This window comes from Thalassospira marina (genome assembly GCF_002844375.1).
GTDB lineage: Bacteria > Pseudomonadota > Alphaproteobacteria > Rhodospirillales > Thalassospiraceae > Thalassospira > Thalassospira marina.
Genome location: NZ_CP024199.1, coordinates 567,055 through 589,673 on the forward strand (window position 1 = coordinate 567,055; position 22,619 = coordinate 589,673).

Below are 22,619 nucleotides of genomic sequence, written 5' to 3' on the forward strand. Positions count from 1 at the left end.
TAATGAGAAAGATGACACATTCGGCCGGAGCAACCGGTCTTTAAATGCGCGAGTACTTATGAGCCAAGGTTACGAAGCGAGTGGTGTAGCAGCAGAACATCCGTTGGATGCACCCGACACCAAGATTTCCGTGCGTGAGGCATTCGGTATTGATAGCGACATGATGGTGCCGGCTTTCAGCCAGAGCAGCGAACATGTCCCGGCAAGTGATCCGACCTACCGATTTGACCGCGATACCACACTGGCCATTCTTGCGGGCTTTGCCCACAACCGCCGTGTGATGATTCAGGGCTATCATGGCACGGGTAAATCCACCCATATCGAACAGGTGGCTGCCCGCCTGAACTGGCCGTGTGTCCGCGTTAACCTTGACAGCCATATCAGCCGTATTGACCTGATCGGCAAGGACGCCATTGTCCTGCGCGATGGCAAACAGATTACCGAATTCCGCGAAGGCATTTTGCCCTGGGCGCTTAAACGCCCGGTCGCCATGGTGTTTGACGAATATGATGCCGGTCGCCCGGATGTGATGTTCGTGATCCAGCGTGTGCTTGAAGTCGATGGTAAACTGACCCTGCTGGATCAGAACAAGGTCATCCACCCGCATTCGCATTTCCGCCTGTTTGCCACCTCGAACACGGTGGGCCTTGGCGATACCACGGGCCTTTATCATGGCACCCAGCAGATCAACCAGGCCCAGATGGACCGCTGGTCGATCATTGCAACGCTGAACTATCTGCCGGTGGCTGATGAAACCAACATCGTTACCGCCAAGGTGCCCAGCTTTGATACCCCCGATGGCCGCAGCAAGATCGAGGCGATGGTGGCCCTTGCCAATCTGACCCGTCAGGGTTTTGTCGCTGGTGATATTTCAACGGTGATGAGCCCGCGTACCGTGATCACGCTGGCGGAAAACGCCGAGATTTTCAACGATGTCGCCTATGCTTTCCGTGTGACGTTCCTGAACCGCTGTGACGAGGTTGAACGGCCGATCCTGGCTGAATATTACCAGCGTTGCTTTGGCGAGGAACTGCCGCAAAGCGCGATTAACGTGATGGTTCGCTAGGCACACGCCCTTGATGTGACCGGTTTGCTGCAGGCTGTCTTTTGGCCTGCAGCATCATAACCCCCAGACGGATACGAGACAGCAAGCGATGAAAAACGACGAAGCGCTTTCCGGATTTCTGCGCGGCACGGCGGCGACATTTCGCGCGCTGGCTGGTCGCAATGATCTGGAGGTCGGCTTTGTCAAGGGTGGTCGCCCGGGCGGCTATGGCGAACATGTGCGCCTGCCCATGCCCAAACAGGCCCTGCCCAAGGATGAAGTCGCCGATCTGCGCGGTGTGGCCGATGGCTGGGCCCTGAAATTGCGTCACCATGATGCGGCCCTGCATCAAAAACGCATGCCCGAAAGTGCCGAGGCCCAGGCCGTTTACGAGGCCCTTGAATCCGCCCGTTACGAGGCCCTTGGTTCGCGCTATTTTCCCGGTGTGCGCAAAAACCTGCGTGCGCACGAGGATGCCGAATACAAGGCCAAAAATTTTCATCGTGTAACATCGCGTGACGATGCCCCCTTTGCCGACGCCATCGGCATGCTGGCGCGTGAATTGTTTACGGGCGAAAAGGCACCTGATTCCGCCCGCAACCTGATCGACCTCTGGCGTTCCGAGATCGAGGAAAAGGCCGGCAGCGATCTGGCTGAATTGCAGTCTTTGCTTGATGATCAGGAAGCATTTTCGCGCGGGATGCGCCGCTTGCTGGATCATCTGTCGCTGGAAGACGACCTTCTGGAAGATCCGCCCGAACAGGAAGGCGACGATCAGGACCAGCAGGACGGCGAAGATGCCCCGGACAATGAACAGGAAAGCCAGGGCGGCGAACAGGGCGATAGCGACGAAACCGACCCCGATGGCGATGATCAGCAGCAGGAAAGTGGTGCTGATGACGCGGAATCGGGCGAAGGCGACATTGACGACCAGCAGCTTGAAGCACAGTCCCAGGAAGAACAGCCTGCCGGGCCGGGCGAACAGCCGGAATTTGATGGTCGCAACGAACCGCTGGAACGCGGATACGAGCCGTTCACCCGCGAGTTCGATGAAATCGTCTTTGCCGATGAACTCTGCGAAAGCATGGAACTGGCCCGCCTGCGCGCCATGCTCGACAAGCAGCTGGCAGCACTGCAAAGCGTGGTGTCACGTATTGCCAACCGCCTGCAACGCCGCCTGATGGCGCAGCAGAACCGCGGCTGGGATTTTGACCTTGAAGAAGGCATCCTGGATGCGGCCAAGCTGGCGCGTATCGTGGCAACGCCGTCAACGCCGCTATCCTTCAAGCTGGAACACGATACCGATTTTCGTGATACCGTCGTCACCCTGCTGATCGATAATTCCGGTTCCATGCGCGGACGCCCCATTACCATTGCCGCCCTGTCGGCCGATATTCTGGCGCGCACGCTGGAACGCTGCGGGGTCAAGGTTGAAATCCTTGGTTTCACCACCCGGCAATGGAAAGGCGGGCAGTCGCGTGAATCCTGGGTCGAATCCGGTAAGCCGCCCAAACCGGGCCGTCTGAATGATTTGCGCCACATTATTTACAAGGCCGCCGATACGCCCTGGCGTCGCGCGCGCAAAAACCTTGGCCTGATGTTGCGCGAAGGCCTGCTTAAGGAAAATATCGACGGCGAAGCATTGCTGTGGGCGCATGAACGGCTGCTGGCGCGGAATGAACAGCGCCGTATCCTGATGGTTATTTCCGACGGGGCGCCGGTTGATGATTCCACCCTGTCGGTCAATTCCGGCAATTATCTGGAACGCCATTTGCGCGAAGTCATCGACTGGATCCAGACCCGTTCGCCGGTGGAATTGCTGGCAATTGGTATTGGCCACGATGTGACCCGCTATTACCAGCATGCCGTCACCATTAACGACCCCGAAGAACTGGGCGGCACCATGCTGCGCGAACTTTCGGACCTGTTCGATGAAAAACCCAAACGTGGCCCCAAACGGCCGCTGCGCCATGTCGCGGCCGACACGGCCAAGGATAAGGGCCATGGCGACAAGGATCGCTGGTAATTTCCCATTCGGTGTGCGGGGCAAGCATGGGTGACATCACCCGGTTTGCCCCCAGCCCGACGGGCTATCTGCATTTGGGCCATGCGGCATCGGCGCTGTTTGCCGCGCAAAATGCCGGTGCCAGCGGTAGATTCTTGTTGCGTATCGAAGATATCGACCAAACACGCTGCCGCCCCGAATTTATCACCGCCATTTACGATGATCTTGCCTGGCTGGGCTTACACTGGGAACAGCCGGTGCGCATTCAGTCCGCCCATTTCAGCGATTACCAATTCGTGCTGGACCGTCTAAGCGAACGGGGCCTGCTCTATCCGTGCTTTTGCACCCGCAAGGAAATCCAGGCGGAAATTGCACGCATCGGCAACGCCCCGCATGGCCCGGATGGCGCGCTTTATCCCGGTACGTGCCGCCACCTTGGCGCGCAGGAACGCCACGATCGCATGGAAGCAGGCGAATCCTACGCCCTGCGTCTGGATATGGGGCAGGCAATAAAGCAGGCAGGCCGTCGCCTTTACTGGCATGACCGTGCTGCTGGGCGGCAACTGGCCGTGCCCGAAATTTTTGGTGATGTGGTCTTGGCCCGCAAGGATACCCCAACCAGCTACCATGTTTCCGTCACCCATGATGACCATTTGCAGGGCATTTCGCTGGTCACACGCGGCGAAGACCTGTTTTTCGCCAGCCACCTGCACCGCCTGTTGCAGGAATTGCTGGGCTACGATGTGCCGGAATATCATCACCACAAATTGCTGATCGGGCCGGATGGCAAACGCTTTGCCAAGCGCGATAAATCTGAAACCCTACAATCCATGCGCGATGCAGGCATGAGCATTGAAGATGTTTTGGCGCGGATCGGGCCTTTATCCCGATAATCCGGTCAGCCGGTATTTGTTTCCAGCAAATGGGGCCGCCCATAAAACCAGTTGCGGATAAAATCGATGAATAAGCGGTTTTTAAGCGGTTGTGCGCCCTGATAGGGGTAAACAAGGCTGATGGGGCTGCGCGGGGATGTGAAATCATCTAACCGGGTTTCAAGGCGTCCTGCATCAATCTCTGTCATGGCGATGTAGCGCGGCAGGCGGGCAACACCCAGCCCCTTGCACACGGCATTGCGAATAAGCGGGTAATGGTTAAGCCGCAAATTGCCATCCACCAGCACCGATACCGGGCCGTCCTTGCCAAAAAACAGCCAGCGATGATCCTTGCAGTAATGAAAATTATTGATGCAGTTATGGTTGCGTAAATCATCCGGGGTTTGCACCGGCGGCTGGCTTTGCCAATAGACCGGGCTGGCACAAACCAGTTCGGATAATTGCCCTAATGGAATGGCGATCTGGTCCGGGTCATCAGGCAGGCCCGCACGAATGGCCATATCAACCGGGTCAGCCCGTAAGTCGCGATATCGGTTTTCCAGTTCCAGTTCGATGATGATGCCGGGATTTTCCGCCTGAAAACTGGCAATGATATCGTTTAAAAATATCTCGCCAAACGATACCGGCACCGTAATGCGCACAATCCCCGTCGGGCTTTTGCGCAGGCTTTCAACCGCGTCAAAGGCCGCATCGGCATTTTCGCCCAGGCGCTGGCAATAACCCAAAAATGCCTCGCCAGTTTCCGTCAGCTCCAACCGGCGGGTGGACCGGAACAAAAGTTTGGTCCCCAATGCTTCTTCCAGCCGCGATATCTGCTGGCTGATTAACCCCTTGGAAACACCCAAAACCTTTGCCGCGGCGGTAAAACCACCCTGTTCGATCACAACGGCAAAGCTGTTCATTTCTGTCAGATACTGTTTCATCGTTTAATATATTAAACAAAATGTTTGGTAATTGGCATGTTATCGAACCAATGATGCTGTGAGAAGATCATTTCATCCTTCTTCCACAAACAATGGAGATAACGAGATGAAGATTCTTCTGATTGGGGCCTCAGGCACCATTGGCAAGGCCGTTGCCGCCGAACTGGGCGCACGCCACGACATCATCACCGCCGGGCGCAGCAGCGGCGATGTAAAGATCGATATTTGCGATCCGGCCAGCATCCGTGCTGCCTATGAAAAGGTGGGTACGCTTGATGCCGTGGTTTCAACGGCGGGCAAGGTCCATTTTGGTGATTTTACCGAAATGGATGATGAAAAATATCGCATCGGCATTAATGACAAACTGATGGGCCAGGTTAACCTGGTGTTGATCGGGCGGCATTTCGTCAGCCCCCGTGCATCCTTTACCCTGACCACCGGGATATTAACCAAAGATCCGATTCGCTATGGCAGTTCGGCATCCATGGTAAATGGCGCGGTCGAGGGTTTTGTCCGTGCCGCCGCCATTGAAATGGAACCGGGCCTGCGCCTGAATGCGGTCAGCCCCGGTGTCATTACCGAGGCCATGGAAGGCTATGGTCCCTTCTTTCGCGGGCATGATCCGGTGCCAGCTGCCCGGGCCGCGCTGGGATACGCCAAATCGGTTGAAGGTTTGCAGACCGGTCAGGTTTTTGAAATTTTCTGATCTTGCTGGCCGGGTAACGTCGGATTGGCAGAAAAATGCACCGGAAAACATTCTGGTGCGTTTTTTTTATAAAAATGCATGTGATTGGTAACTAACCCTTGCGTTCGCGCACACGTATTCCATTTATAGCGCGATAGTTGGCGGCTGTTGGGGGACAGGTTGTCGCATGCAAAGCCAAGAGACGTATCAAGATGATATTGTATTACATGCCGGGGGCTTGCTCACTCTCGACGCACATATCACTGCTGGAAACAGGGGAGCAATTCAGCCTCGTTAAGGTTGATCATAAAAACAACAAGACCGAAAACGGCGAAAATTTTCTGGCCATCAATCCCGATGGCAGCATTCCTACCCTTAAACTTGCCAGCGACCACATGATTACGGATTGTGCTGGTGCCCTTCATTATCTGGCGGATCATTTCTGGGAAAGCGGTGTATCACCCGAACCGGAAACGCCCGCCCGTGCGCGCATGGATGATTTCCTGCGCGATATCGAACAGCAGCTTCATGTGCAGTTTGAACCCCTGCATCAGAAGGTAAAGGACGACGCCATTCGCAATGCGGCGATCGCCCGGCTTTCGGCCGAGTTTGAAAAATATGAAAACCTGTTTTCCGATGGCAGGAAATATCTGCTGGGTCGGGAATTCAGCGTTGCCGATGCCTATCTGTTTGTCGCCATTAACTGGGCGGGCATATCGGGCATCAATATTTTCCGCTGGCCCCATATTGGTGATTTTGGCGAACGCATGCGCGCGCGCCCGTCGGTTCTGGCTGCGCTGCGCGCCGAGGGCCTTTTGGCTGATTAAGTCAAAGGGGCTTAAAACCGGTTTGATAATCAAAAAGTGGTTAAAACTTAATGGGGGCGGTTAATCGCCCCTTTTTCGTGCCTGTGTGGTTTCCTGCCGGGGCGGGGCGGATACGAAAAAAACAGCCTGCGGCAAAGGCCGGCAGGCTGTTCTTGTTTGGGCATCAATGGTGTGGTTTCGGCCTGCTTAGCGGCTGAAATCCAGCAGAACCAGAAATGCAACCGGTACCAGTGCCAGGGCAACGTAAATCCAGGCCGAAGCAATGGAAATACCCAGGGCGGCAAGGACATAACCGCTCAGATACAGAACCAGGCCAATTACGGCGACCAGCAGGATGCCGATTAACGGCAAGGCGACTTTGGAATCGGTTTTCATCGATGCATTGCTCCCCAAGCATGGGCCCGGACGGGTCCCCTGAAAATCTGCGGGACTTATACCATCAGGGGGCGAAAACTGTTTTGACAAGGATCAATATCATCACGCCCTTTGCAAAAGGGCAGGATGCTTTTCTACCTCACAGTTAAACATATTCCCGTCTGAATTCACAGGGGCGGCCTGCCTGGTATTAGCCCGGCCTGATGATCTGCCCCTAACTGGCGTTGTCAAAGCCCGCGCATTCGCGATGTACCTTATATATAGGGTATATATAGGCTGCATATATCGGGTCCTGGGCAGGGCCAACCGGGATTAAACGGGATCAAACGGGTGTTTGGCTGGGTGAGGGATGCGCCAGAATCGCGAATCTCCGGTTTCATGGGGGCGAATCCCCAAACAACCGGGCGGCTGTGGATAAAAGGCCCGCGTGACCTGCAAATATTGATCGGTTATACAGGGCAACGGACAGGGTATTTTGGCGGTAACGGGCCGTTGTGACGGGCCAAAACCGCCAAAAAACGCCAAACTGGCGGGGAAACGCACAATTCCGCAGCAATTGCAGGTAAATTGCGTGGAAGAGGCTTGACGGCACTGGTTTGAGGCAGTATTAACCCGGCTCCAAGCGCGGGCCTGCGTGTTCAGGCCAAGCGTCCTTTTGCGAAATTAGACCAGGAGATCAGGTCATGGCACGTCGCTGCCCGGTATCCGGCAAAGGCGTTTTGGTCGGCATGAATGTGAGCCACGCCCACAATCGTACCAAACGTCGTTTTCTTCCGAACTTGCAGCAGACCTCGCTGCTGAGCGAAACGCTCGGCCGTTCGGTTCGTATGCGTCTGACCACCAATGCAATCCGCACCATCGAAAAACGTGGTGGCCTGGATGCATACCTGATTGGCACGGCTAACACCAAGCTTGATGCCGATCTGCTGAAGGTTAAGCGTCAGATCGTTAAAGCTGCTGAAGCAAAAGCTGCCTAAGGCAATTTTGCTTTAACGAAGTACGAAGGTCCGTCATTGGCGGGCCTTTTTGCTTTTCAGATATGGCCACAGGGCCGAAAAACAGCCGGACAATGCGTTCCGGCTGTTTTTGTTTGTCCGTGGTGGTGCTGGTTGCCAAATGGTGCCAGGGCCGGTTTAAACGGCTTTGGCTGATGGTCTGGTCACGGGTCGGATGGTGTGGAAAACACGGGGCTTTCCGGCATTATTTTGCAATGCGGCGACTCGGCGTAAAAGCGATTTTGCGCTTTTGGGAAATTCGTATATAATCTTCTCAATCAGTGATTTATGTGTGCGTTACCACCCGTATGTAAAACGTCACAGGATATTCATCAGCCCCGTGTGACGAAGATGCTAGACAGGCGGTACGACTCTGTAAACACGGCGGAGCGGATGATATGTTTCTATCGCCCAATACGTGTCCGGCCCTTGTTCTTAACGCGGATTTTCGCCCGTTAAGCTATTTCCCGCTGTCTTTGTGGTCCTGGCAGGATACGCTAAAGGCGGTGTTCCTTGATCGCGTCAATGTTCTTTCCGAATATGACCGCGAGGTACGCTCGCCTTCCTTTAAAATGAAGCTGCCCAGCGTCATTTCGCTAAAAGAATATGTGCCGATCAAAAGCACACCTGCCTTTACCCGTTTTAACGTCTTTTTGCGCGACCGTTTCAGTTGCCAGTATTGTGGTGACCGCCTGCCGGTAAACGACCTGACCTTTGATCATGTCGTGCCCCGGTCCAAGGGCGGGCGTACCAACTGGACCAACATTGTCGCTGCCTGTGGGACGTGCAACCTGCATAAGGGAAGCCGATCGGTGAAAGAAGCTGGTCTTCATTTACGCCGGCGGCCCGACCAGCCCACGATGCAGCAGTTGCAAGCTATCGGACGATCCTTCCCGCCAAACTATCTTCATGAAAGTTGGCGGGATTTTTTATACTGGGATACCGAACTGGAATACGATTTCTAGGTTTGAATTTTCGTACGCTAAAGCCCTTTGCCCGCCGCAATAAAAAACGCCGATGGACAGTGCCATCGGCGTTTTTGATTTAGATATGACCAGCACTTTTACCAGTTCATGGTCAGCTTCAGCAGGGCCGTGCGGCCTTCGGCATAGCCGCAGGCATTAACCGAACTACAACCCGCGACATATTCCTTGTCGAACAGGTTTGACACATTCAGGCTCAGGTCCCACTGGTCTTCAACGCCATAACCGATGCCGGCATCAAAAACGGTGGCTGAGGGGACTTTGTACTGGTTGGCATCATCGGCATAGGATGCCCCCTGATAGCGCACGCCACCGCCCAGGCGAAGCCCGTCAAGTGCTCCGTCGCGGAAGGTGTAATCCAGCCCCATATTTGCCATTTCGGTCGGCACGGTAACCGGCTGTTTGCCAATCAGGCTCTGGTTTTCTTCCTTGGTAATTTCAAGGTCAAAGGCCGTTGCACTGGCTGTCAGGCTCAGTTCTTTGGTCAGGTTGGCCTTGGCTTCAAATTCGATCCCGCGTGAATTGACTTCGCCAAGCTGGCGTTCATTGCCAAAGGTGCCGGTAATTACGTTCTGGCGGGTCAGGTCAAAAACGGCAAGGGTGAACAGCGCGTCAAAGTTTTGCGGCACATATTTCAGGCCAGCTTCATATTGTTCGCCGGTTTCGGGCCGGAAAACGCCCTGTGCACTGGACCCCAGAACCGGGTTGAAAAAGGTCGATGCGCTGACATAGGGGGTCAGGCCCATATCGAAATTATAGGCAAGGCCAGCACGCCCGCTCCATTCGCCTTCGGTGTCGTCGTAATTGTTATTGGTTGAAATCGGGTCATCGGCATCGGTCGAAACATAATCATAACGGCCGTTCAATGTCGTGGTCCAGCCATCGCCAAAACGGATCTGGTCCTGGGTGTAAAAACCAATCTGGTTCAGGTCAATATCCTGGTCCAGATAGGCCGACATGGCTGGTTGCGCCTGACCATGCGCCGGGTTAAGCGGGTCTACCGCCGTTGCCGAGCTTGAATATTCCGTGCGCTTCATATGAAAGCGTTTCAGGTCAATCCCGCCCAGCAGGGTGTGATCAAGGCTGCCGGTGGTAAATTTCTGTTCCAGCTGGTTATCCAGCCCGATCGAGGTAATTTTGGTCCGGTGCTCGAACCCGTAACGGGTCAGGTTATAGTTGCTTGTCGTCGGGGCCGAACCGCCAACCGCATAGCCAAACGGGTAATAATAAACTTCGTGAATGTCGGTATGGCCGATGCGGGCATTCTGGCGGAAGGTCAGATCATCATTGATCTCGTGTTCCAGCTCGTATCCGACCATAAACTGGCGACGAACATCCTTATCAAGGTCGGGTTCGGTGAAGTTTGTTTCCGGGTCAATTTTGCCATAGGGGGCGGAAACAACCGTGCCGGTATAGGGCAAAAAGCCCAGCCCGCCATTATGCTGCCCATCGACAAAGGTAAAGCTACTGAGCAGGGTCAGGCTGGTATCGTCATTGGGTGTCCACAGGAAGCTGGGTGCAATGGACCCCTGGAAACCTTCGTTGTCATCGGCCTGTTCCTCGCCATTGGTAAACTGGCCGGTCAGGCGATAGGCGGCTGTGTTGCTCAGCCGGTCGCTATAATCAATGCCGGTGCCGAATTTGCCGGTATCGGTCACCGACAGTTCAAGCTGGTGCATCGGTTCGGCCGTGGGGCGCTTGCTGACATAATTCACCATCCCGCCGGGGTTGGTGCCGCCATAAAGAACCGATGCCGCCCCGCGCAGCACTTCAACCCGTTCCAGGTTATAATCTTCGACCAGAAAGGCGCCAAAGCCATAGGCATAGTTTTGCAGACCGTCGAGATAAACACCGCTTTGGGTGGCGTTAAAGCCGCGAATGTAAAACCAGTTGGTATCGGTATCCGACCCGTAGGGCTGCGTAAACACACCCGCGGTATAGCGCAATGCTTCATCAAGCTTGTCCACCCCGCGATGATCCATTTCCTCACGCCCGATAACCGATACCGATTGGGGGATTTCCTCGATCGGGGTATCGGATTTGGACCCGGTTGCCGTGCGTTTGGCAACATATCCCCGCACCGGCGATGTGGCATCCTGTGCCTCGGCATCGCGGGTGATCTTGATGGGATCAAGCACCACAGGGTTATCTGATGTGCTTTCTGCCTGTGTGGTGGTTTCCGTGCTGTTGGTACTCTGCGCGCGGGCATAATCCGGTGCGGCGCCCAGCAGCGCCAGTGCCGTCCCACCCAATAGGATTGATGAATATTTCCATCCCGATAAATGCATTGTGGTCTCCCCTGTCCAGATGTCTGAATGACGACCAGCAGGGTCAAAACCGGCGGGCCATCTACCATAGGGGCCGCTCAATAGCATAGCGTCAGGCGGGATTATTGAACCGGATTTGGCTGTATTGAACGGATTTTGGCTTTTTTACATCAGCCGGGCTTTTCGCCATGCACCGGGTGTAGTGCCCGCGATTTTGCGAAATACGCGGGTTAAATGCGCCTGGTCGGCAAAGCCGACATGGGCGGCAATGGCAGCAAGCTGCGTGTTGCTGTTTTGCAGCATGTCCTTGGCCCGGTTGATGCGGGCCTTCATCTGCCATTGCTGGGGCGGCATACCGGTTGATTCGCGAAATGCCGAACAGAAATAGGATTGCGATAATCCCGTTAACTGCGCCAGTTCATCCAGGCGGATGGTCCGGGCGCAATTTTCCTCGATATAATCAACCGATTTGCGCAAATGATGGGGCGATAATTTGCCGCGTTTGCGCTGCGGTTCGCCAAAATTGCTGGATTGCAGCAGGGCCGCGGTTAACGCGGTCAGCAGGCCTTCGCCGTAAATCTGCGGCGATGTCATGCCGTTTTCCAGATCATCGGCCAGAAGATGCACCAGCGCATTGATGCGCGGATGGCAAAATCCGATCTGCGGTGTTTCAAGGGCCGTGCGGTTAAAGGCGCTTTCCAGGCTGTTTTCAAGCGCATCGATATCAAAGTGGATATCAAGGTGGCGTAACCGGCAATTATCCCGAACATAGGAGGATACCTCCATCCCTGCCGGAATATAGGACAGGCAGCCCTGCATCTGCCGTTGCGGGCTGGGTGTTTTCGCCGTTGATCGCACTTCCATGCAGCCATCGCCAACGCAGTCCAGAATGGCAACCAGCCGGGGTGCCTGCGACATATAGGTGCCGTGCGCCGAACGCTGGCATTCCACCTGCCACAAATCAGTGATCGCACTGTTCCATCGCCGAAATCGCAAATCATCAAGAAGCGAGAAACCCTCGATCCTTGTGGTCATCTGGGGATGGAATGCGGCGTTGTTCAAGTTCGGATCAATCCCGGTTTTGTGTGCGTTTGACTGGCGATGAAATCATGCATTTGAATATACCCGGAAATTTCATGCAAACAAGAACGATTCGCATTTTCAGCATATGGAAAAGCAAATATCAAAGATGCTTTGAAAGCGCCGGGTTGGGCGGAGGAGTCTGGATCGTCGAGCTGTGCAAAGAATCTGCGCAAAGAATTTGTGCACAGAAAAAGCCGGCACGTGATGTACCGGCTTTTGCACTCGCACTATGTTCCTGGGGTTGATATGCGCTTATCCGTCTCATTGGACAATGCAGGCGGCCCTTTGGTCGAGCGATACCTCGTTTTGGCTTAGTTCTGGCCGGTGGTGCGCATCATGCTGCTGCGCGGTGCCAGAAAGCAGAAAACAGCCATGACGATGGAAAAGAACAGGTTCACGGTCGGCATGGTAATGCCAAACAGTTTCCATTCGATTTTGTCACAACGGACAATCGGCTGTGCCAGAAGCTGTGCTTTCAGGTCGGCAACATTCGATGCGCCGCTGGTCAGGCCGCCGCACATTTCCGGGCCGTCCCACCACAATTCCTGAACGCCAACATGGTAAAAGGCAATGCCTGCGCCAATGGCAAAGGCCAGCCCGCACAAATAAATCATCCCGCGTGACAGGCCCGGCTGGCGGATCAGCAGCAGCGAAATAATGGCAAGGCCCGTTGCACTATAATAGGGAACGCGCTGATACAGGCAGAGAATGCAGGGCAGAAACTTCTGCACATATTGCGCATAAAACGCAAAGCCAAGGCTTCCGGCGGAAACCAGAAACACAAACAGGCCGGGCAGGGGCGAAGGGGTACGACGGCGGGAATATGAAGATGCCATGGGGCTCCATCCGTAACGCAAGGGGGGACAGCAGGTTTAAAGCAGGTATTTGATGGCAACAAAGCCGCCAACCAGACCCACAATGAAAATGGTAAAGACAAGACCCAGGCGCTTTTCGATAAAATCGCGGATGGGCGGGCCAAACTGCCAGATCAGACCGGCAATCAGGAAAAAGCGGATCCCGCGGGCCAGCACCGATGCCACCGAGAATATGACCGGATCAAGCCCCGTCACCCCGGACAGGATCGTAATGACCTTATAGGGGAAGGGCGTAACACCGGCGATAAACACGGCCCACGCGCCCCATTCATTATAATAGTCGCGGAACTGTTCAAACTTGCTGGCATAACCATAAAAGCCCAATACCGGCTGGCCGACACTTTCAAACAGAAAATGACCAATGGCATAGCCTGCCAGCCCGCCCAGAACGGATGCGACCATGCAAATCGTCGCATAGCGCCACGCCTTGTTGCGTGCGGCTAAAATCATCGGGATCAGCAGGATGTCTGGCGGGATCGGAAAGAATGAACTTTCAACAAAGGCAATGACGGCCAGGGCAATTGCAGCATGGCGATGGGATGCCAGGCTAAGGGTCCAGTCATAAAGTCTGCGAAGCACCAGGGGCGACCTTTATTTCAGGCCGCATATGGGCCGTATGCTGAAGGATGAGGGGATGTAACTCTATTTGAATGGCGGCTGCAATGGTTTCTGACGCAAACGTGATCAAGTTGATTTTTTTAAGCAAAGCCCCATTGACCGCCGTAAAATTCTCGCTATTATCCGCCCCCACGATGGACGGCGCAACATGCGCCTTGCTGCCCCTGTGGCGGAATTGGTAGACGCGGCAGACTCAAAATCTGTTTCACTTTGTGAGTGGGAGTTCGATTCTCCCCGGGGGCACCATCGAATTTCCCAATATCCGAAAATCATCTTTTATGCCCGGAAGTTTTCTTCTGGCATCGATGTGTTGCGGCATGTTTGCATCTGCCCGCCTGCATCTGTAGGGGCGGTTTGTTTTCCGCACGATTAACGTTTCCTGGTTTTTGCGGTTTTGCCAAAGGCAGTTTTGCCGTTTAACGCCAGCATAAATGCCGGAATGGCCGTCGCGGTACTTCTTGCCTGTCTTCCTTTGCCGAGTCTTTTTTTGCTGGTAACCGGAGTCGCAATTCCAATATTGGCGGAATTGCGCCATATCGCTGTGATTGCAGGTTGCAAGAAATATATATTTTTAGTTGAATTATTGTGTAAAATAATCCCCAATAAGGGATAATGGGACGCATTGATGGGGGATGGTGGCAACGCAACCGTCGGTATTAAAAATCATTCTCAATGATATGCACTTATTCTGACGCATAATGCCCCAAAAAAGTGAAGGTCAGCATTTGTCAGGATTCCAAACTGTGTTATTAATTTATTGATTTTAAATATAAAAATATCCAAACAACCATTAATTGAACAGTTTTGGGGATGTTATAATTCTGTTTTCGTAGTCTAGGATCGGTGATATACCAACGTTTGGTAGAATATGCTAATGTATATGTTCCGCGTTGTGTGTGTTGGGGTTGCCATGGCTCATCGTTTTTTCTCCTCCCGGCTGATTTCGGAACTTGAACCGCGCGTTATGTTTGACGGCGCCGGGGCGATTGTCGCAGACACTGTTTTGGGCGATGCGGATAGTACCGCTGTTGACCAGCATGTTCAGGACACACAGGATGCCACAGCCGCAAGCGATGCCTTCAATAGCCAGGGCGCGCAACTGGCAACGGGCAGCCCGGTTGATGGTGCCAGTGCTGACAGCGTAGCTGACGCGGGAACGACTGATGGCAGCGCCACACTTGATTCAGCCAGCATTTCCGACATTGCAATAACCGACCTTGGCGGTGTTGACGCCAGTGTCGCGCTGACCCCGCGCGAAGTGGTGATCTATGATCCCTCGATTGATGGTCTTGATGATCTGCTGTCGCAGTTGGATGGCAACACCCTGGTTTTCGCGCTTGATAGCGGCGAAGATGCTCTAAGCCAGATCGCGCGGATCATGTCCGAAGTCGGCTCGGTCAGCGGGTTGCATATCGTTTCCCACGGTGATGATGGCGCGATTGAACTGGGTGGCAAAACCATCACCACTGAAACGCTGCTGGGCTCAAGCGATGTTCTGGCGTCCTGGCAAACCAGCATGACGGCGGATGCCGATATTCTGCTTTACGGTTGCGAAGTGGGGGATGGTGTTGCCGGTCAGGCATTTTTGCATACATTTTCGGCACTTACCGGTGCGGATGTTGCCGCATCCGATGACGTTACCGGCCTGGCTGCCTTGGGCGGGGACTGGGACCTGGAAGTACATGTCGGTGCCATTGAAACCAGCGTGCTGGCACCGCTAAGCGGTTATCAGGGCGTTCTGACCACCGCGATGAGTGCGGCCAGCACCAATTTTGCCGAAGTTCTGAAAGGCGGGTCCTTTGACCCGGGCCAGGATACCCAGGCAACGGCGGCTGTTGACCTTGTAGGCGATGCCAGCAATGCCATGCTTTACATCAAGTATGATGACAATGGCACGACGGGCACTACCAGTGATGATGAAATCTATTTTCGTCTTCGCACGGACCATTCTGCCGATAAAAGCCAGGGTTTCAGCGGTTATGCCTGGATGGGCATGGATGTTGATGGCGACGGCGACCTTGATGCCTTCCTGATGGCATTTGGCACCTCGCAGGGTTTTTCCATTAACGTTTACAGTGCCGGCACCGGTGCCAATAACTCGCCCAGCACCACCAGCCTCGATAGCCAGAACCCTGTTGCCATTGTCACCAAAGAAGCCGTTTCTGTGGATGCTACGGGTTCGGTTCTGAACTATTCCAGCAGTGCTTCAAGCTATTTTGGCCGGGTTGCCGATATTGATAGTGGTGCAAATGGCAATATCGATAACGATGGTGACACCGACTATTTCCTGACCTTCAAGGTCAATGCGGATAATTTCTTCTCCAAGGTCAACACACTGAAGGTGACCGGGGGTGGCGGCGCGCTTATTTCGTCGATTAACGGCAATACCGGCATCAATAAAGATACCAATCTGCGTTTTGTTGTTGCCACCGCGCAGCAGGCCAACTCGCTTAATGGTGATATGGGCGGTATCAATGATGGTACGGCCGATAAAACCGCGACCTATTCGTCGCTTGGCATGTTCGTAACAGGGTCGCTTGGCAACCCTGAAACCCTGAGCACCGGCACCGGCACCGCGCCAACCATTACGGTGGGTGATCTCAGCTTTACCGAAGGCAACAGCGCAACCCAGATCGATACCGGTGCCAGTGCATCAGACAGCAATGGCGATACCGATTGGGACACCAATTCCAAAATGGAAGTCCAGCTGACATCGAATGCCGAAAGCACCGATCAGTTGGCGATTGCCACCAACGGTAATTTCACCATTTCCGGCGGCAATCTGTCGCATAACGGAACGGTGATTGGCACGGTTTCCGAAACCAGCGGAACCGCCAATGACGGTATTGTCACCGGTTCCGACAAGCTGACGATCAATTTCAACAGCAATGCGACCAACGCCATTGTTCAGGAACTTGCGCGTTCGATTACATTCTTTAACAGCTCGGAAAATCCGCTGGCCCTGGCACGTATTGCCACCTTCACCCTGACGGACAAGGGCGGTCTGACCGGTTCGGACACCTCCACCATTTCCGTGACCCCGGTAAATGATGCGCCAACGGCATCCAACAACACCGTCACGACGGCCGAGGACACACCAAAGGTCTTTGCCGCGGCTGATTTCAATTTCTCCGATGTCGATGGCAACAGCCTTGCATCGGTTCAGATCACCACATTGGAAACCAAGGGCAGCCTGCAATATAATTCGGGCGGTACCTGGGTTGATGTGACGCTGAACCAGGTCATCACCAAGGCCGATATCGATGCCGGAAAGCTGCGTTTTTCGCCTTTGGCCAATGATAGCGGCACAAGCTATACCAGCTTTGACTTCAAGGTTTCCGACGGCACGGTCTATTCAGTCTCCGCCTATACGATGACGGTGGATGTTACGCCGGTAAATGATGCGCCAACAGCGGCGAACAACACCGTTACGACAAACGAAGATACCGCAAAGGTCTTTGCAGCTAGCGAATTCAACTTTGCCGATGTGGATGGCGACAGCCTGGCAAAAATCCAGATCACCACACTCGAAACCAACGGCACCCTGCAATATCAATCGGGCGGTAACTGGGTTGATGTGACGCTCAATCAGGAAATCAGCAAGGCTGATATTGATCTGGGTAACCTGCGTTTCATGCCAGCGGCGAATGCGAATGGCAGCAGTTATGACAGCTTCGGTTTCAAGGTGTCGGACGGTTCTGTTTATTCGTCTTCGGCCTACACCATGACCGTGGATGTAACGGCGGTGAATGATGCGCCGACGGCGGCCAACAACACCGTTACGACAAACGAAGATACCGCAAAGGTCTTTACAGCGAGCGAATTCAACTTTGCCGATGTGGATGGTGACAGCCTGGCAAAAATCCAGATCACCACACTCGAAACCAACGGCACCCTGCAATATCAATCGGGCGGTAACTGGATCGATGTGACGCTCAATCAGGAAATCAGCAAGGCTGATATCGATAACGGCAACCTGCGTTTCATGCCAGCAGCGAATGCCAATGGCAGCAGCTATGACAGCTTTGGTTTCAAGGTGTCGGACGGTTCTGTTTATTCGTCTTCTGCGTACACCATGACGGTGGATGTTACGCCGGTAAATGATGTGCCGACGGCGGCGAACAACACCGTTACCACTAACGAAGATACCGCAAAGGTCTTTACCGCCAGCGAATTCAACTTTGCCGATGTGGATGGTGACAGTCTGGCAAAAATCCAGATCACCACACTCGAAACCAACGGCACCCTGCAATATTTCAATGGCACGTCCTGGGTTGATGTGACGCTCAATCAGGAAATCAGCAAGGCTGATATCGATAACGGCAACCTGCGTTTCATGCCGGCAGCGAATGCCAATGGCACAGGCTATGACAGCTTTGAATTCAAAGTGTCCGATGGCACGGATTATTCGGCTTCCGCTTACACCATGACGGTGGATGTTACGCCGGTAAATGATGTGCCAGCAGGGGCAGACAACACCGTAATAACCGCGATCAATACGCCGAAGGTTTTTGCATCGTCCGACATCACCTTTAATGATGTGGAATCAACCGATTACAGCAAAATCCAGATCACCGCGCTGGAAACATCCGGAACGCTGCAATATTTCATCGGCACAAGCTGGGTCGATGTGACGCTGAACCAGGAATTCACCAAGGCCGATATTGATAATGGCAATCTGCGGTTTGTACCGGTCAACAATGCCAGTGGTCAGGGCTATGACAGCTTTGAATTCAAGGTATCTGACGGAACCGCATATTCCAGTGATGCCTATACCATGACCATCGATGTTACCGGCAGCATCGCGCCGACCATTTCGGTTGCTGATCTCAGCTTTACCGAAGGCGATGGTGCAACCGCGATTGATGGCAGTGCAACCGCATCGGACAGCGATGGCGATAGTGATTGGGATGCCAGCGCCAAGCTCGAAGTCCAGTTAACGGCAAATGCGCAAAGCAGCGACAGCCTGTCGATTGCGACCAGTGGCAATTTCTCCATATCTGGCAGCAACCTGCTTTATAACAGCACGATTATTGGCACCATCGAAGAAACCAGCGGCACCGCCAATGACGGTGTCGTAAGCGCTGGCGACAAGCTGACGATCAATTTCACCAGCAACGCCACCAATGCCATCGTGCAGGAACTTACCCGTTCCATTACCTTTAATAACAGCTCGGAAAATCCTGATACATCGGCACGCACCGCAACTTTCACCCTGACCGATAAAACCGGTTCCAGCGGCAGCGATACGGCCACCATTACGGTTGCCGCGGTAAATGACGCGCCAACGGCGGCGAACAACACCGTTACGACAAACGAAGATACCGCCAAGGTCTTCACTGCCAGCGAATTCAACTTTGCCGATGTGGATGGCGACAGTCTGGCAAAAATCCAGATCACCACACTCGAAACCAAAGGTAGCCTGCAATATTTCAATGGTACGTCATGGGTCGATGTGACGCTCAATCAGGAAATCAGCAAGGCCGATATTGATAACGGTAACCTGCGTTTCACCCCGGCAGCGAATGCCAATGGCAGCAGTTATGACAGCTTCGGTTTCAAGGTGTCGGACGGAAACGCTTATTCGTCATCTGCCTACACCATGACCGTGGATGTTACGGCGGTGAATGACGCGCCGACGGCGGCGAACAACACCGTCACCACCAACGAAGATACCGCAAAGGTCTTTGCCGCCAGCGAATTCAACTTCACTGATGTTGACAATGACCCGCTGGCAAAGGTTCAGATCACCACACTCGAAACCAAGGGCAGCCTGCAATATTTCAATGGCACGTCCTGGGTGGATGTGACGCTTAATCAGGAAATCAGCAAGGCTGATATTGATAACGGCAATCTGCGTTTCACCCCGGCAGCCAATGCCAATGGCAGCAGCTATGACAGCTTTGGCTTCAAGGTGTCGGACGGTTCTGTTTACTCGTCTTCTGCCTACACCATGACCGTGGATGTTACGGCGGTGAACGACGCCCCGACGGCGGCGAACAACACGGTTACCACAAACGAAGATACCGCGAAGGTCTTTGCAGCCAGCGAATTCAACTTTGCCGATGTTGACAATGACCCGCTGGCAAAGGTTCAGATCACGACGCTCGAAACCAAGGGCAGCCTGCAATATTTCAATGGCACATCCTGGGTCGATGTGACGCTCAATCAGGAAATCAGCAAGGCCGATATTGATAACGGCAATCTGCGCTTCACCCCGGCAGCGAACGCCAATGGCAGCAGCTATGACAGCTTTGGGTTCAAGGTGTCGGACGGAAACGCTTATTCGTCGTCTGCCTACACCATGACCGTGGATGTCACGGCGGTGAATGATGCCCCGACGGCGGCGAATAATACTGTCACTACCAACGAAGACACTGCCAAGGTCTTCACGGCAGGTGAGTTCAATTTTGCCGACGTTGATAATGACCCGCTGGCAAAGGTTCAGATCACCACGCTTGAAACCAAGGGCAGCCTGCAATATTTCAATGGCACGTCCTGGGTGGATGTGACGCTTAATCAGGAAATCAGCAAGGCCGATATTGATAACGGCAATCTGCGCTTCACCCCGGCAGCCAATGCCAATGGCAGCAGCTATGACAGCTTTGGCTTCAAGGTGTCGGACGGTTCTGTTTACTCGTCTTCTGCCTACACCATGACCGTGGATGTTACGGCGGTGAACGACGCCCCGACGGCGGCGAACAACACTGTCACCACAAACGAAGATACCGCGAAGGTCTTTGCAGCCAGCGAATTCAACTTTGCCGATATTGATAATGACCCGCTGGCAAAGGTTCAGATCACCACACTCGAATCCAAGGGCAGCCTGCAATATTTCAATGGCACGTCCTGGGTCGATGTGACGCTGAACCAGGAAATCAGCAAGGCTGATATTGATAACGGCAATCTGCGTTTCACCCCGGCAGCCAACGCCAATGGCAGCAGCTATGACAGCTTCGGCTTCAAGGTGTCGGACGGAAACGCTTACTCGTCTTCTGCCTACACCATGACTGTCGATGTCACGGCGGTGAATGACGCACCGACGGCGGCGAATAATACTGTCACTACCAACGAAGACACTGCCAAGGTCTTCACGGCAGGTGAGTTCAATTTTGCCGACGTTGATAATGACCCGCTGGCAAAGGTTCAGATCACCACGCTTGAAACCAAGGGCAGCCTGCAATATTTCAATGGCACGTCCTGGGTGGATGTGACGCTTAATCAGGAAATCAGCAAGGCCGATATTGATAACGGCAATCTGCGCTTCACCCCGGCAGCCAATGCCAATGGCAGCAGCTATGACAGCTTCGGCTTCAAGGTGTCGGACGGTTCTGTTTATTCATCTTCTGCCTACACCATGACCGTGGATGTTACGGCGGTGAATGATGCACCGACGGCGGCCGATAAGACCCTGTCGACAACCTATGAAAAACCGGTTGTGATCCAGACATCCGATCTTGGATATGGCGATACCGAAGGCAGCGCCCTGACCAAAATCCGGATCACCACGCTGGAAGCCGCCGGTCAGCTACAATATTACAATGGCACATCCTGGGTGGATGTGACGCTGAACCAGGAAATCAGCAAGGCTGACCTTGATGCGGGCAATCTGCGCTTCAGCCCGGCCCAGGGTGGCAGTGGCAATGCCTATGCCAACTTCAAATTCCAGGTTCATGACGGCACCGATTATTCGGCAACGCCCAATACGATTACCTTTAATGTCGGGCCGAATACCGCACCCGCTGTCACGTCAAATGGCGGTGGCAGCACTGCAACCATTTCCGTGTCCGAAAACCAGACGGCGGTAACAACCGTTACCGCAACCGATGCCGAAAACCAGAATTTGACCTATTCCATCAGCGGTGGCGAGGATGGGGCCAAATTCAGCATTAATTCCGCGACTGGCGCGCTGGTGTTCAAAGCCGCACCGGATTATGAAAACCCGACCGATATTGGTGCGAATAACACCTATATCGTTGAAGTTTCCGTATCCGACGGCAATGGGGGCGTAACCAAACAATTGATCACGGTGAATGTCACCGATGTTCCGGAAACTGTTTATATTCCGCCCGTAGCACCAACCCCGGCACCGGTGCCAACCCCGGCCCCCACACCGGCACCCACGCCCGCACCCGCGCCGGTCATTGCAACGCCGCCCGCCCAAACACCGCTGACCCCCGAACCCACCAACCAGCAGCAGGGTCCGGTCAACGATCCAACCATTATCACAACCGGTAATGGCCCGGGCTTTAGCACGGTTGTCTTTACCGGGCAGGGCACCAGCCAGCAGACGGTTCAGAATATCGCCATTTCGGTTAGCAGCGTTGTTTCCACCACCACAACGGCAACAACCAGCAGCAGCACGACCCAGGGCGAAAATGCACAGAATGGCCAGAATGGCCAGACTGGGCCGAATGCACAGGGTGCTAACGGGCAGGGGAACCAGACCGGGCAAAACGCAACCACCAATGCCCCGGGCGAGCGTAATCTTGCCATCCAGAGCTATGTGATCTCGGCCAAGGATAACAGCGGTGCTGGCCGGATCGAGGTTTCGGTCGAGGAAGGTTTGCCCTCCTGGATGCAGATCCAGACCGATGGTGCCACCGGCACCCTGATTTTGCGCGGCGAACGCCCCGAAGGTGACAATTCCACCTATCAGGTGAAGGTCAAACTGAAGCGCGTCGATGGCGAGGAAGTCGAAGTGATCATCACTGTCGAGCCCGTGGTTGAGGAAGGCCAGGGCAGTGATGCAAATGCCCCGAAAGTACCCGATGGTCCGGGCCTTGCCCCGGCACCAGGGGCAACTGGCGGGGCGAACAATGCGATACAGCCAGGTGACCAGGCATCGCTTGACTGGATCGAACAGCTTTTGGCGTCGCTTGATAACCAGGACACGGATGGAGCGCATGTTCCCACCGATGCCCCGGATCTGGCCGCAAAAAGTGGCTTTGCCGATCAAATGGCGGAAATTCGAATTGCACGTGACGTATGGCAAGCGCGCCTGATGCAGGGGTGATGCCCATACCGGTTTTCTACAGGCTCAAG

At 54.2% G+C, this 22,619-nt stretch carries 14 protein-coding genes and 1 tRNA gene; 9 read left to right on the forward strand and 6 right to left on the reverse strand.

Going from position 1 to position 22,619, the window contains the following annotated elements; translation table 11 throughout:
• The first annotated feature begins 58 nt into the window (after positions 1–58).
• From cobS to gluQRS, 3 genes are all read left to right on the forward strand, one after another.
• Entirely contained in the window at positions 59–1,066 is a 1,008-nt protein-coding gene (gene cobS, locus CSC3H3_RS02510) for a cobaltochelatase subunit CobS (protein ID WP_101271280.1), read from the forward strand.
• A gap of 88 nt (positions 1,067–1,154) precedes the next feature.
• On the forward strand, positions 1,155–3,071 hold the full coding sequence (gene cobT / locus CSC3H3_RS02515) for a cobaltochelatase subunit CobT (RefSeq protein ID WP_101271282.1): 1,917 nt from the start codon (positions 1,155–1,157) through the stop codon (positions 3,069–3,071).
• Between the two features lie 26 nt (positions 3,072–3,097).
• Positions 3,098–3,943: a tRNA glutamyl-Q(34) synthetase GluQRS gene (gluQRS, locus tag CSC3H3_RS02520; RefSeq protein WP_101283493.1), complete on the forward strand. Its 846-nt coding sequence runs from the start codon at positions 3,098–3,100 to the stop codon at positions 3,941–3,943.
• Between the two features lie 5 nt (positions 3,944–3,948).
• Here the strand turns inward: gluQRS and CSC3H3_RS02525 are convergent, their stop codons facing one another.
• Positions 3,949–4,866: a LysR family transcriptional regulator gene (locus tag CSC3H3_RS02525; protein WP_101283495.1), complete on the reverse strand. Its 918-nt coding sequence runs from the start codon at positions 4,864–4,866 to the stop codon at positions 3,949–3,951.
• Positions 4,867–4,972: 106 nt separating this feature from the next.
• On the opposite strand from CSC3H3_RS02525, the gene CSC3H3_RS02530 reads away from it, so the two are divergent.
• Positions 4,973–5,572, forward strand: coding sequence for a short chain dehydrogenase (locus tag CSC3H3_RS02530; RefSeq protein WP_101283497.1), 600 nt, complete (start codon positions 4,973–4,975; stop codon positions 5,570–5,572).
• A 206-nt stretch (positions 5,573–5,778) separates the two neighbouring features.
• Positions 5,779–6,378, forward strand: a complete 600-nt coding sequence (locus CSC3H3_RS02535; protein WP_157831808.1) for a glutathione binding-like protein — start codon at positions 5,779–5,781, stop codon at positions 6,376–6,378.
• Between the two features lie 186 nt (positions 6,379–6,564).
• Here the strand turns inward: CSC3H3_RS02535 and CSC3H3_RS02540 are convergent, their stop codons facing one another.
• Complete coding sequence (locus CSC3H3_RS02540) at positions 6,565–6,753, reverse strand: hypothetical protein (RefSeq protein WP_101271292.1); 189 nt, start codon at positions 6,751–6,753, stop codon at positions 6,565–6,567.
• 683 nt (positions 6,754–7,436) lie between these two features.
• Between CSC3H3_RS02540 and rpmB the strand changes: the two genes are divergently transcribed.
• Together rpmB and CSC3H3_RS02550 are read left to right on the forward strand one after the other, a co-directional pair.
• Positions 7,437–7,730 carry a 50S ribosomal protein L28 gene (rpmB, locus tag CSC3H3_RS02545; RefSeq protein ID WP_073953319.1) on the forward strand — a complete coding sequence of 98 codons (294 nt, stop codon included), beginning with the start codon at positions 7,437–7,439 and terminating at the stop codon, positions 7,728–7,730.
• A 416-nt stretch (positions 7,731–8,146) separates the two neighbouring features.
• Positions 8,147–8,713 (forward strand): HNH endonuclease, encoded by a 567-nt coding sequence (locus CSC3H3_RS02550; protein ID WP_101271294.1) that lies wholly within the window; start codon positions 8,147–8,149, stop codon positions 8,711–8,713.
• Between the two features lie 98 nt (positions 8,714–8,811).
• On the opposite strand, the gene CSC3H3_RS02555 is transcribed toward CSC3H3_RS02550, so the two are convergent.
• From CSC3H3_RS02555 to CSC3H3_RS02570, 4 genes are all read right to left on the reverse strand, one after another.
• Positions 8,812–11,019, reverse strand: a complete 2,208-nt coding sequence (locus tag CSC3H3_RS02555) for a TonB-dependent siderophore receptor (RefSeq protein ID WP_101283499.1) — start codon at positions 11,017–11,019, stop codon at positions 8,812–8,814.
• A gap of 144 nt (positions 11,020–11,163) precedes the next feature.
• Positions 11,164–12,060, reverse strand: a complete 897-nt coding sequence (locus CSC3H3_RS02560) for a helix-turn-helix transcriptional regulator (RefSeq protein WP_245881247.1) — start codon at positions 12,058–12,060, stop codon at positions 11,164–11,166.
• Between the two features lie 332 nt (positions 12,061–12,392).
• Positions 12,393–12,917, reverse strand: coding sequence for a disulfide bond formation protein B (locus CSC3H3_RS02565; protein WP_101271298.1), 525 nt, complete (start codon positions 12,915–12,917; stop codon positions 12,393–12,395).
• 36 nt (positions 12,918–12,953) lie between these two features.
• Positions 12,954–13,535, reverse strand: a complete 582-nt coding sequence (locus CSC3H3_RS02570; protein ID WP_101271300.1) for a YqaA family protein — start codon at positions 13,533–13,535, stop codon at positions 12,954–12,956.
• Positions 13,536–13,734: 199 nt separating this feature from the next.
• Here CSC3H3_RS02570 and CSC3H3_RS02580 point away from each other — a divergent pair.
• Both CSC3H3_RS02580 and CSC3H3_RS02590 read left to right on the forward strand, forming a co-directional pair.
• Positions 13,735–13,820, forward strand: a tRNA-Leu gene (locus CSC3H3_RS02580).
• Between the two features lie 664 nt (positions 13,821–14,484).
• The gene (locus tag CSC3H3_RS02590; protein WP_172963386.1) at positions 14,485–22,590 is read left to right on the forward strand and encodes a tandem-95 repeat protein; all 8,106 of its coding nucleotides are present in this window, start codon (positions 14,485–14,487) and stop codon (positions 22,588–22,590) included.
• Positions 22,591–22,619: the final 29 nt, after the last annotated feature.

Coding starts and splice junctions, on each gene's coding strand:
- CSC3H3_RS02540 (WP_101271292.1), bottom strand. CDS start 6,753: ATGAAAACCGATTCCAAAGTCGCCTTGCCGTTAATCGGCATCCTGCTG.
- CSC3H3_RS02565 (WP_101271298.1), bottom strand. CDS start 12,917: ATGGCATCTTCATATTCCCGCCGTCGTACCCCTTCGCCCCTGCCCGGC.
- rpmB (WP_073953319.1), top strand. CDS start 7,437: ATGGCACGTCGCTGCCCGGTATCCGGCAAAGGCGTTTTGGTCGGCATG.
- cobS (WP_101271280.1), top strand. CDS start 59: ATGAGCCAAGGTTACGAAGCGAGTGGTGTAGCAGCAGAACATCCGTTG.
- CSC3H3_RS02590 (WP_172963386.1), top strand. CDS start 14,485: ATGGCTCATCGTTTTTTCTCCTCCCGGCTGATTTCGGAACTTGAACCG.
- gluQRS (WP_101283493.1), top strand. CDS start 3,098: ATGGGTGACATCACCCGGTTTGCCCCCAGCCCGACGGGCTATCTGCAT.
- CSC3H3_RS02550 (WP_101271294.1), top strand. CDS start 8,147: ATGTTTCTATCGCCCAATACGTGTCCGGCCCTTGTTCTTAACGCGGAT.
- CSC3H3_RS02530 (WP_101283497.1), top strand. CDS start 4,973: ATGAAGATTCTTCTGATTGGGGCCTCAGGCACCATTGGCAAGGCCGTT.
- CSC3H3_RS02525 (WP_101283495.1), bottom strand. CDS start 4,866: ATGAAACAGTATCTGACAGAAATGAACAGCTTTGCCGTTGTGATCGAA.
- cobT (WP_101271282.1), top strand. CDS start 1,155: ATGAAAAACGACGAAGCGCTTTCCGGATTTCTGCGCGGCACGGCGGCG.
- CSC3H3_RS02555 (WP_101283499.1), bottom strand. CDS start 11,019: ATGCATTTATCGGGATGGAAATATTCATCAATCCTATTGGGTGGGACG.
- CSC3H3_RS02535 (WP_157831808.1), top strand. CDS start 5,779: ATGCCGGGGGCTTGCTCACTCTCGACGCACATATCACTGCTGGAAACA.